Genomic DNA, 12,734 nt, shown 5'->3' with positions numbered 1-12,734 from the left:
AAGTGCTTCTATATATAAAGACAACCAAGGGGGTAAAAAAGGAGATATTGCTGGAAAAAAAATTATTTTAAAAAGTGGAGGGCGGCCAACGTAAAGAGGATGGTTACGCGCACTTTAATAAAGCGGTGAATGGATCTGAGGGCCAGTTGATTATATTTTTTTACCGATTCGGTAGATAGATTCATGCGGGTAGCAATTTCGGGGTTCCTGTATCCTTGTACACGCAACAGGAATACGGTTTTTTGTTGCACCGGCAACGCCTCAATAGCTTTATCGAATATTTCCAGGCGCTTGTCTGCTTGTTCATCTCTCTGTTCCTGCTGCATCAATTCGAACCGGGTATACTGTTCCTGTTTCTTTTTGTCTGCCGCCATACTCTTTAGGGAATTAAGCGTATGATTGCGCAGGAGAATAAAAAAATAGGCATTAAAATCTTTAATAGTGGTCAGCTTCTCCCTGTCGTTCCAGAGTTTTACAAACAGATCCTGGAGGATTTCTTCGGTTTGCTCCCTGGACCCGATAATAGCATATACAACCCGACCAGCCTGATTTAAATAATTATGAAAAAGTACTGAAAATGCATGTTGACAGCCACCAGCGATAAGCTCTAGTATTTCACGTTCATTATCAATACGTTTTAACGCCATAATGCATTAAAAATTTGGTTGACAGATACCATCGTAGGCTGGTACAATTAGGAGTAATGACGGCAATATTAAATATACTTGTTAATATAACCTTATAAAATTTTAGCAAAATACGATAGTAAGTTAACAAAAAAAACCATTAACAGTCGTTTAAATGAGAGAAGCCTGTGATGCTTTTGGTCTTCTTCATTCATTAACCTTCCTTAACATTAAAGCAACCCTTATTAACCTGCTTTGGCGTGCAGTGAAATTACATTCGTATTTGTAAAAGTATACTATGAAGAAATACTACCTGCTACTCATTGCCTGGTGTTGGTCCTTTGCCGCCTATGCACAAAAAAATGGCTCCATTAAAGGGAACCTGCTCGACACTATAGCGCATCACCCGGTGATTTCCGCCACGGTGACACTGCTGAAGGCAAAAGACTCCTCGCTTGTAACATTTACGATGACCAATAACAAAGGCGACTTTGAACTCAATGGACTGCCGCCGGGTGACTACCGGCTGTTGTTTACCCATGTGAGCTACCACAACAATCGCCGCCTTGTTACCATTCCAGCCGGTAGTCCGGAGGTGCGGCTACCTGCCATTATAATGCATGACTTAAGCAGAACCCTCGATGAGGTGGTGATAGCAGGAGAAGCACCCCCGGTAACCCTTATCGGCGACACCATTCAATACAACGCCGGTTCGTTTAAAACCGTCCCCAATGCCAGCGTGGAGCAGCTGCTCAAGAAAATGCCCGGTATACAGGTAGCTAAAGACGGTACCGTAAAGGCGCAGGGGCAAAAGGTAAACCGTGTGCTGGTGGACGGTAAAGAGTTTTTTGGCAACGACCCCAAAATAGCTACTAAAAATCTCCCCGCCGATGCGGTTGATAAGGTACAGGTATACGACCGCCTTAGCGATGCGGCGCAGCTTACCGGTTTCGACGATGGCAACAGTGAAAAGACGATTAACCTTAAACTGAAGCAGGATAAAAAGAAAGGCATGTTTGGCAAAGCCAGTGCAGGCGCGGGAATCAGCGACCGCTACGAAGGTCGTTTTAACGTGAACTCCTTCAAAGGCGCCCGGCAGCTTTCCGTTATCGGAATGGCCAACAATACCAATGCTGAGGGCTTTTCGTTCATGGATATGATGAGCTTCACTGGTGAACTGAATCGTATGCGGCAAAGCGGTAACGCCAGCTTTGCCATCAGCTCAGACGATCCCATGAGCGCCCTCATGGGAATCGGCAACAACAACGGCTTCAGAGATATCTGGGGCGGCGGTGTTAACTATAATAATATCATTGGCAAAAAAGTGGATCTTACCAGCAGTTATTTCTATAATCACTATAATCCTCACCAGGAAAGCAGTTTACAGCGGCAGTATTTTTTGCCCGACTCCACTTACAGTTACCTGCAACAGGCCCGTAGCAATAATATCAATAATACCCACCGCGCAAATGTAAGCGCCAACATACAATTTGACTCCTCCCAGTCGCTGAAAATTACCGGTACAGTAGGCTACCAGGAAAATGCCAGCAGCAGCACATCTGATTATAAAACGTTGACTGGGGCGCAGAAAATGGCGAATGAAGGATTCAGCAATAATCAGTCTTCCGGCAAAGGCAGCAATGTAGCGGCAGATATATTATACCGGAAGAAATTCCGGCGGCCCGGTAATACTTTTTCACTGGGACTGCAAACCAGTTTCAATCATACGGAAAGCAACGGTAGTTTATTATCGGCCAATCACTTTTATGTCCACAGCGGTTCGCAACCGGAATATGATTCCATACATCAGCGAAATACGGTGTCTGGCAACTTACGGAGCTATAACGCCCGCGCCGTATATACGGTTCCGTTACTCAAACATTCGCTGCTGGAGTTGAGCCTGGGCAACAGCAGCAGCACCAATACGGCCGATAAGGTTACCTACGATTACAACCGTCAAAATGGTAAGTTCGACCAGCTGAATCCTTTGCTCAGCAATAATTTTGAAAATACCTATGGCTATAACAACGCCGGGTTCCGGGTGCGTACCAAACAAAAGAAATTCAGCATTGCCGCTGGTATCAATTGGCAACAGGCCGCACTGGAAGGAAAAATCATTGCCGGTACCAAAGACTCGGTGATCCGCAAAACGTTTTATAACCTGCTTCCCTCTATGCGGTTTAAATATGACTTTACCCGCTACCGGAACCTGAGTATCAACTATGCAACGGTCACCAATCAACCGATTATGTCGCAGTTGCAGCCGGTTCCCGATATCAGTGATCCGCTCAATATCCGGGAGGGAAATCCTTACCTGAAGCAGGAATTCACCCATGCGGTACAGCTGAGTTTTATTTCGGTAGATCCTTTCAGGAACAAAAATATTTTTGCTTTTTTTAACCTGCAGGAAACGCAGCACAAGATCGTTGACTATGACGTGGTGGATAGTTTGGGCATCAAACATAGCCGCCCGGTAAACATCAATGGCGTGTATAATATGACCGGTAGCGTTAACTGGGGCCTGCCGTTGCGTGTATGGGCCGGCAATTTGAATATAAGCAGCAATATGGGTTACAGCAAAACGCAACAGTTTATAAATGCCGTTGCCAATACTATCCGCACATTTACTTTCGGCCCCGCTGTTCGCGCCGATCTAAACCCTTCCGAAAAGCTGGATCTGTCGCTCAGCGCAGGCATTAACTATTACAAAACGGACTACTCGCTAAAATCCGCCCTGAGCACTGATTATTTCTCGCAGCAATATGAAGGAAGCCTTAACTGGCAGCTGCCGGCGAGCTTCTATTTCTCTGGTAGCCTCACCTATATCATCAACAGCCAACGGGCCAATGGTTACAACAAAAGTATCCCGCTCTGCAATGTGTCGCTCAGCAAACAGTTCCTTCATTTTAACAGGGGGGAGTTAAAGCTGAGTGTATCAGATCTCTTTAATGAAAATGTAGGGATCAGCCGCAGTACTAATCAAAATTATATTGAAGATAGCCGCATCACTAATCTTCAGCGTTTTTTCCTGGTGAGCTTTACTTATAGCCTGAGTAAAAGTGGGCTTTCGGCCGGCGGTAAAGCGCAGATGTTTAGAATGAAAGCCCTGTAACAAAAAAGCTCCGGGGGTACCCAGTCATGGTGCTGCCATTGAAGAATGATATTTTTATCTCTTATTGTAGAATGCATAGCTAACATACAGTTGCCTATCAATACTTAGTTGTATTTCTCTAGCATTTGCCTGGTCTCCTGCTTTATATTATCTACTTCGTCAGAAGGAATTTTGGGAGACATTGTAATGATTGTATTACCAGTTTTTAGGGCTTCCGTTATATTTCCGGATTGTAAGTATAGCTTAAGTAGATTAAATCTTGGAGTAAATAAACTTGGTATATAATCACTTACCCACTTGTAGCACTCAATGGCATTATTATAATCTTTTGTCTTCCAATAGGCATTACCGAGTGCTTCCATTGTTGCCTTTGACATAAATTGTCCTTTTGCTTGTTTTAATATGACAATCGCTTTATTCTTTTCCAAAGAATCCTGAGAAAGGAAGATCCCATATTCGGTCAAAAATTTTCCATCCTTTTTTAGTAATGGATAAATATTCTCATAGATAGATTGTTGTTCGGAACGCGGGAGCCCATTATCGGTCCCTGTTTTCTTCCATTCTGATATTGCTTGGTACTGTCTACCTGTTTGTATCGTTAAGTAGAGCGATGCTATTAGGCAGATTGTAAGAATAGCGTAGCTGATTTTCTTGTTTTTAATTTGGAATGTATTGAAGAATAAGGGAGTACTTTTATTTTCGTCAAATTTAAAAGCAATACATATGGAAAGCATTAACACAAAGAGGGTGATATTTATATGAAAAGGGTATGATGTAAACCCGCAAGACAAAATAGAAATTACAGTCAGCTTAGCTATGTGTAGCAAGTCGCTGTCCTTTGCAGATTTAGTTCTTAGGAATCTGATAAGAAATATGCCAAGAATGATAGTCCCAAAAATGCCTACCGTTTCAAATAATTGAAGATATTCATTGAATACGATATAACTTTCGCCAGCGCTAAGTAAAAAAAAATGTGGAGGATTGGGGGTACTGCGAAAATAAGCAGCTTGCCACTCTGGATAATATTTTGTGAATGCCCCAATTCCAGTACCTGTCCAGAAATGGTCGGTGATATGATCAAATGCCACTTTATTCATTAGTAATCTACCGTTGGTAGACCCCTTTTTTATGGAAAGTGTATAGTAAGTAATTAATGATATGCTTATTAATGTTATTGGAATTGCTACTAATAACATTTTTTGAAAAGGTAATTTCCATCTGGTTTTAGCATAGTTCTGGTTATATTTCCAAAGCGAGAGTAAAGTAATAATTGCTATAGCAATTTGGGCTGTGCGGGATTGGGATTGAATGAAGATGTAAATAATGAATACGAGTACGAAGACGCAAAAAATACGTATGGATATTCCAACTAAGTATGCTATTCCCACAGATAATATTCTTGATACAGAGACAGAATTCTTTCCTATAATGAAATAGAATAGTAGGGGAATTGTGCTCATTAAGTAGATAGTAAATACTCCAGTATTTAGCAAAGTGCCCTTAATTGGATCTTCATTTGATATTTGGATACCAGCAACAGACAACTCATAGATAAGAAAAGCAAAATTTCCGTAGCAGAACAAAAAAACTAAAACCGTACGTTCCGCATAATACAGCAGGGTTCCTAATACGGTTAATATACCCACCACACATAAGTATTCGTTTTGGCTTTTGCAATAACAATAGAATAGTAATAATGTACAACAAATAATGCCACTAAGCGAAATTGACTTTCGTCTAAAAAAGAAAAGTATGGCTAATGAAAAGAAAAATGAAGAGAAAAATAGTAATTGGTAGTGCCAGCAAATGCCAGTTTTAAAATTGAAGGAGAATCTATAAATAAAGAGATGATGGTATAAAAAGAATAAAGAGAAGAATAAACAAAGAAGCGCGAACACTCTGTCTCCAGTATCAGAAGTAATTGGTTCTATGAAGCTTTTACTATCTCTCATTTAGGAAGCTCGTTTAAACCATTATAGATAATTGTGTATGGAAAATATACTTTTTCACACATAACATGTTGATTTCTATAGGGAAAAGGCATTGAAATTTTCTACTTAATAAATAATTACAGGAAGCATTGTTTTACTAAAATATAGAATTATATTTGACTGAGCACTAATTTTTGTAATTAAAAACCCTGATACAATGAAAAAAAAACTATTCAGTTTCTTGACTGTTAGCGCCATTGCTGTAGCCTCAGCTTTTTTGTTTTCTGCATTTGTTGGAGGAGAAATTACTGACCAGGCGGTTGCTGGTGGTGATATTGATGCTGGTGGGGCAACTCAATGCTATAATGAACGATGCATTCCCTGTTATGATGGGGGACTTAGTTGTATCTGTGAATTTACAGGAGTTTACGGCTCACCCTACACTTGTACTACATTCTATTGCGATAATGTAGTTGCTCCCCAATCACGGAGATGCGTTCTCAAAAATTAACTATGAGTATCTTGGTTAATGCATCAGCACAATATCGAAATATATATTGTGCTGGTACATTTGTTATGTGAGTCAAATGTCGGAGAGCTTCTTGATAGCCATTAATTATAGCACATTTACTGTGCTGAAAATTATTTTCGTAAGGTGTAGAATTGAATTATTTGTGGTAATTGAGGTCTTAACCTCGGATTCTGACTGATCGAAATCAACCACTTATCTCAAACTGTTTTTCTTATCTTCGGAATGTAACAACTACGCATTGCATTTACCACTAGATATAGCAATGTATAGGAATGGATGTGAAGAAGTGTTATGAAAATCCGTTTATAAAAAAATATATTAACCCGTACCTAAATAAACTTATGAACCGAGCGGTAATAACATTTTCCTTTATTAAACCTATAGGAAGAAGTATATTTTTTTTTCTATGGGTGTTGCCCATAGCAATGATTTTATTTTCATGTTCAAGTAATGAGCGTGCTGAAATTACTGATAATTATGTGGAGCTACACATTGATAATAGTTCAATATCTGATACTTTAGATATCTCTTCAATTGTTGACTCCGTTGAATTATTAAAGTTGGCTAATGTTCCTAACAAACAAATAGGATATATTGGTCAATTGTATGCTCTGGAAGATGCCTATGTTGTTGTCGATCCAATAAGTACCAAGAGAATAAATGCCTATAAATCTAATGGTGATTATTTGAAGACCATAATGGAGAACGGTGTGTCGGATTCAAATGCGTTAAATATAACGGATTGTTATGTTAATGAAAGGAAGGAGGTTATCGTTTATGATTACGCACAAATGAAATTAACTATTTTCGATTCTGATTTAAAAAGAAAGAAGGATATAAAGGGAGGAAATTTATTTCATTATAACCATATTGCATCTATACCAGGAAGCGATAATTTTGTCGGATATGCGAGCTATAATAATAGCAATGCTTATCTCCAAACAGGAAGAAGAAGTCCATCCTCTTTAGATCTTTTAAGTGATACGCTCAGTTTAGTGAGGAAATACTTACGTTATTCAAAGAAATTTGAGAATATTGCAGCCATTACATTTGATAAATCTTTCTTCGCGTTTAGAGATAGTCTTCGTTTTTTTCGTGCATATGACCCTTATGTTTACAGCATCAATAAAAGTGAAGTTGAGCGGCGATATAAGATAATTTATTCTAAAGGCAACTTTCCGTCAGATTTTTTGGAATCAGTAATAAGACCGCACCTGAGTAATGTTAAGATAAACGGGCATAAGATGTCATCACTTAAATCAATATATCTATATTGTAATGGTTATACTAGTCAGAAAAACTGGTTGGAATCTGATAGCCTTATCTATTTGTCGTCTATTAGCTTTAAGGAGCAAGGCACAGTTGGATTTGGATCGTTAGTAGTTAAAGGAAAAGGAACAGCAGGCACTTTAGTTGCGCGGAATTTCGTAGATGCTAAAAAGTTTAAGGTCTCCTTTCCTGAATTTAGCGAATATGACAGTAAAAGTAATCAATTTATTGCTTTTTGTACGGGAAATGAGTTGAAAAGGCGTTTGTATAATGATAGCCCCTTAAGAAAAAAGATGGATATCATTGATGATTGTTTTTATTTGGTAAAGGTTAGACTTCATGTGAAAGATAGCCATTAAGTTGTACACAGTTTTACAATCGTAGAAAAACATGAGATCTGATAGATTAATGACATATTTGTCTTTTTTTGGCGTAATATTTTTTCTTTCATGGTTATTAATCACGGCTAAGAAGCTCGACACCCAAAGAAGGCAGAATGTTTCTTTAAATGATAGCATTCGGTATGTGAATGGTGCTAATCGCTATTATTTAGACTTAATGGAATTTAAAATGAAATACTCTAATTCATTGGTGAATAAAGATGAAATAAAAGCGTATGATATATCAAGAGATACTGCTAAGTCAATACCCATAAATATTCATTCCTTAATAACGAGAAGCAGACAAAGCCTGTTTTTAAGATATACTGAAATAGGTTGTAATGAATGCTCAAGTTTAACAATTAAGAAATTGAAACAACTTAGTCAGGATCATCCAGAGTTGCCAATCTATGTATTGACTGACTTTACGAATTATGATGCTTATCTTCAATGGAGAAAACTTGCCGAGGTAAATTTTCCTGTTTTTTATGTCAAAAAAGGGGAAATTACTTTTGATGAAGGGTGTAATGAGTATTCTTATCTATTCTTGACAGATAATAGAGAGATTGCTTACGATTTTTTCATCCCCAATAGCCAAATGTCAGGATTGCTAGATTACTATTTGAACAATATTTATAAACAACCAGCTGAACATGGCTTTAAAAATTAACGTTTTTAGTTGTTCTGGAAACAAACTACTATTGTTGATTCTGTTTACATCATTGCAGATGTATTCATTGGCACAACAAAAGCAAATTCCGGATACGACTATTTTGAGAATTGACCCTAGTAATGCAATGGGAGGAAACTGTGATAAAATATACAGTGATATAAACTACATACCACTAGAAAATAGTAAGCAATGTTTGATTAGTGAAATTAACAAATTGGAAGTAGTTGGTGGATATTTCATTGTTCTTGATGCGAGTTCAGATCAAATACTAGTTTTCAATAAAGATGGTTCGTTTCATGCGAAATGTGGTAATATTAAAGGGCTCCATAAAAACCCGAGTATAAGACGTAACATGTTCCGGGATTTTTGCATTAATCGATATAGAGATCAAATAGTTGTAAGGAGCGGGCTGGACCCGGAAAATTTGTATTTATTCGATTACAATGGTGAAGAAGTTGGAAAGACAGCGTTGGCTAACATAGATAATGTAAAAGGATTAAATGGGATTAATTACCTTGATAAGAGTACATGTGTGTATGCAATTTCGTCAATTTACGCTAATCCGGACACGAGTAAATATAAACCGTTTGAGTTGTTTATCGTTGATAGTATTTCTTCAAATACCATCGCCGAAGTTCCATACAATCCAAATGAAATTGCCAATGCTAAATGGATGGATGTTCAAATTGTTCTTGCGGGCCCACTTTATTATTCAGGTATTAACGGAACGTGTTTTTTTACCAGGTCATATGATTACAATATTTATAAAATCAACAACAGGGGAGTCTCTGATATATATAAAGTGCTACTTCCAATTGACATTAGCTTGCCTGTAGATTTTCTAGTAAATGAGGAGAAATATAGGGGTAAAAGAATTGATTATCTCACCAATAACAGGCAGAAGGTGTTTGTAATAAGTAATGTTTTTGTACTTGGTGATAATCTTTTATTTACCTTAAATACTACACGATATGGGGACGAAAACAAGATACTATCCTATAATTTAGGAACAGGTGCTCTTTATAGTCTATTGCGTATATCTCCTGATGTCACTTCGTTTTTTTTGCCGGTATTGGGTGATCGGGCTTCGATACAGGCTTGCGATGGTCAAAGTATTTATTCTTCAGTATCTTCTTTACATATGTTTAATTCCTTTGAGGATAATAAGGATAAGCATCCAAATTATCCACCGGTTCTGAAAAAATACTTCTCAACCCAGACTCGAGAAGGAAACCCTGTGATAATACAATTGAAGCCCAAAGCAATGTTTAAATGAATTGGCCAGGTAAACTTATATTGTTAACCCTATTGCTTGTATTCACCTATAGTATCGCTTGCTATTCACAGGTAAAGAAAGATTCTACGTGGGTGGGCAAGGTAACTGGCATAACTCGAGATTCTGTTCATGATTATGTCTTGAAATCGGCATCCATTGCCATTTACAAGGTAAAGGACTCTGCTCTTATTAGTTATCAACTTAGTAACAATTTTGGGGAGTTTAATTTTAATGAAATGCCAATTGGTGTTTCGCTAAAAATTATTATCAGCTATACCGGGTATAAAAGTGTTCAAAGGAAATTTACTATTCTGCCGGATAGTAAAGTGATTAATTTAAAAGAAATTAACCTTGAAAGAAGCACTAATGAGTTACAGGAGGTTGTTGTAAGATATGTTCCTCCAGTGCGTATGAATGGCGACACACTGGAATTTAACGCGGATGCATTTAATTTGGATAAAAATGCAGTGGGAGAAGATTTGCTACGTAGGTTACCGGGCGTAACAGTCTGGGGAGATGGCACTATAACTGTGAACGGGAAACAAGTAAGCCAGGTATTAGTTGATGGAAAACCCTTTCTGAGTGGAGATATTAAAGTGGCCACACAGAATATTCCTAAAACAGCTATAGACAAGATACAAGTTTACCAACAGATTAAGAATCCAAGGAATCCATTAGATTCCATTACGCAGATAAATATTAAACTGAAGAATGGGAAGAACTATGGTTATTTCGGTAAGCTATCTGCAGGATATGGCACGGATAAGCATTACGAGACTGATGTTAATATTAATTTTTTCAATAAACAGACACAATTGGGGCTTGTAGGCACAAGCAATAATGTAAACAAAGTAGCAAACGATGCTAACACATTGATGCGCAACAGTACTTATAAGGGAGTGGGAGCCAGTATAGAATATCAACCCGATTTCAGAATGCCGGGAACTAATCGGCCTAATTCCGGTGGAGTGATGTACCAACATGATTTTATCCCTAGTCCTGATTATTCAAACAGCAATCGTCTGGCAGGTAATTATTTTATTAGAAATAATATTAGTACGGTTGTAAACAATAGTCAGGTAATTTCTACGATAAGCAAGGATAGTGCCCAAACTCAACTTAGTAATAGTATTGCTACATCGAATAGCACAGGTCAGGTATTGAATGCCCGCTACGATAGACGTAAGAATAATCTTACAGTTAATGCTTCCTCAAATTTTACTGCTGGTAGGATTAATAGTGAATCCAATAATCAAAGCAGTACCTATGGAACGACTGGGGTGTTGCAAAGCACCAATAATACAATTAATGAAACCACTTCAGATAGTAAGAATATGCTTTTTCAGTTTGGGCTGAGCAAACAGAAAAACTATGCGAAAATGAATCTTTTGCCTGGAGATTTGGATGTCAATTATTCCCTGAATGTGGGAAATAACCGTAGTGACCAAGTAAACATTACATCCTTTACCTCTATTGTTGACCCATCCAAGAGTAAAAAATTTGATCGCCTGTACAATAAAGATAGGAATGATATAAACCAACATTTATTTTTAAGTTTTGGAAATTTATCAGGATTACTAAAGGGGTTTTTGGGACTTTCAATAAGTCTGCAGAATAGTTTGGATGTAAACAGGCATAGCGAAGATAATCTTGTGAAAAACCGAGATACGGTTAAGAATACATATCAGACCGATCATTATCTTTCTTATGCAAGTAACCTTACTACCATCAACGAGTTGCCGACATTAGCTGTCAGTAGAGTATTTACGAGGACCTTGACTAATCGCTATGAAAAAGTATTGTTTTGGGGATTTGATGCGCAGGTGCAGTTTTACCATCAGCAAAATAGTTCAGATCACCTTTTTCAAAGGTTTACTAGAAGCTATCAAAAATTTGTACCGAACGCTTCTGTGACCTATTTAAATAGCCATTACGGAAGTTATGAGGATAACTATGATATTAGTTTTTCAACAGAGAATAGGTATCCTACAGTCGATCAGTTATATCCTATCGTAGATAGCTCCAATCAGTATTATATTCTGCAGGGTAATTTTCGCTTGAAAGAAGCTACTGACAGAAAATTGAGTTTTAAAGTAAAACATATTAGTAAAAAGACGAAGAATACATTTAATTACAATTTCGATATAACAGCAGGAGTAATAACTAACAACCTTTCGGATAGTAGCATAACAGATAATCTTGGACGTAGTGCGCATTATACAGTGAACGTAGGCAATAACAGGTATTTAAATATTTCGGCTACAATTAACAAGGCATTTAAATTTGGTCGTAATCAATTGCAGCTGCAGTTTTCACCCACACTGAGTCTCGGACGTGTTCCAAACTATATCAACAACACGATTAATTTTTCCAATAATTTTTTCAATAGTAATTCATTGAGCCTTAATTATACACTGAGCGACTGGTGGGCTATTAATCTACAGGAGTCGTTGTCGTTATACCGATCCAAACAAAACGGGGCCACAGACAACGAATTTAAAAATAGTATTCATTCCACCTCTCTTAGTTCAAGCATAAACTTTACCCGAAGGCTGGGTATAGGTAGCAATATTGCTTATAATTACGCCACCTCAACTGGTTCTGCACCTGCTACTTTTACAATTTGGAATGCAAATGCTACTTATCGTCTGCTGCCGGGCAATAACCTGGAACTGAAAATGGCTGCTTTGGATTTGCTTCACCAGAATGCAAGTATTATTAATATTGGATCTAACAATACCCTTACCCGGGGAACTACAAATGTGTTACAGCAGTATTTTATGTTGACGGTATCTTATTTCCCAAGACAGTTTGGGAAAAGAGGAAAATCAAAGGAGTGATAGGTGGGTAGTATATAGACCTTTTAAAGGATTATGTTGGGTGCCTTCTGATGCTAATTTACCTTGAGTTATTGCACATCATGTACCTTGAAATT

General features: G+C 37.8%; 8 protein-coding genes. 6 read left to right on the top strand and 2 right to left on the bottom strand.

Features of this window, described 5'->3' with window-relative positions; translation table 11 throughout:
- Positions 1–62: 62 nt before the first annotated feature.
- Entirely contained in the window at positions 63–647 is a 585-nt protein-coding gene (locus FHW36_RS27275) for a sigma-70 family RNA polymerase sigma factor (RefSeq protein ID WP_145674004.1), read from the bottom strand.
- 277 nt (positions 648–924) lie between these two features.
- Between FHW36_RS27275 and FHW36_RS27270 the strand changes: the two genes are divergently transcribed.
- The gene (locus FHW36_RS27270) at positions 925–3,738 is read left to right on the top strand and encodes an outer membrane beta-barrel family protein (RefSeq protein WP_145674002.1); all 2,814 of its coding nucleotides are present in this window, start codon (positions 925–927) and stop codon (positions 3,736–3,738) included.
- A gap of 104 nt (positions 3,739–3,842) precedes the next feature.
- On the opposite strand, the gene FHW36_RS27265 is transcribed toward FHW36_RS27270, so the two are convergent.
- Entirely contained in the window at positions 3,843–5,387 is a 1,545-nt protein-coding gene (locus tag FHW36_RS27265; RefSeq protein ID WP_186452627.1) for an O-antigen ligase family protein, read from the bottom strand.
- 499 nt (positions 5,388–5,886) lie between these two features.
- Here FHW36_RS27265 and FHW36_RS27260 point away from each other — a divergent pair, with 499 nt between their 5' ends.
- The 5 genes from FHW36_RS27260 to FHW36_RS27240 all read left to right on the top strand — a co-directional run bounded on the left by FHW36_RS27260 (position 5,887) and on the right by FHW36_RS27240 (position 12,639).
- Complete coding sequence (locus FHW36_RS27260) at positions 5,887–6,180, top strand: hypothetical protein (protein ID WP_145673998.1); 294 nt, start codon at positions 5,887–5,889, stop codon at positions 6,178–6,180.
- Between the two features lie 362 nt (positions 6,181–6,542).
- On the top strand, positions 6,543–7,829 hold the full coding sequence (locus tag FHW36_RS27255) for a 6-bladed beta-propeller (protein ID WP_186452626.1): 1,287 nt from the start codon (positions 6,543–6,545) through the stop codon (positions 7,827–7,829).
- Between the two features lie 31 nt (positions 7,830–7,860).
- Entirely contained in the window at positions 7,861–8,520 is a 660-nt protein-coding gene (locus FHW36_RS27250) for a hypothetical protein (RefSeq protein ID WP_145673994.1), read from the top strand.
- A complete protein-coding gene (locus tag FHW36_RS27245) occupies positions 8,504–9,799 on the top strand; it encodes a 6-bladed beta-propeller (protein ID WP_145673992.1) in 1,296 nt (431 codons plus the stop codon). The genes FHW36_RS27250 and FHW36_RS27245 overlap by 17 nt, the downstream gene beginning before the upstream one ends.
- Positions 9,796–12,639, top strand: coding sequence for an outer membrane beta-barrel protein (locus tag FHW36_RS27240; RefSeq protein WP_145673990.1), 2,844 nt, complete (start codon positions 9,796–9,798; stop codon positions 12,637–12,639). The genes FHW36_RS27245 and FHW36_RS27240 overlap by 4 nt, the downstream gene beginning before the upstream one ends.
- Positions 12,640–12,734: the final 95 nt, after the last annotated feature.

Source organism: Chitinophaga polysaccharea (genome assembly GCF_007829335.1).
GTDB lineage: Bacteria > Bacteroidota > Bacteroidia > Chitinophagales > Chitinophagaceae > Chitinophaga > Chitinophaga polysaccharea_B.
Note: the sequence above shows the minus strand (reverse complement) of the source record. Positions and strands in the feature narration are given on the sequence as shown.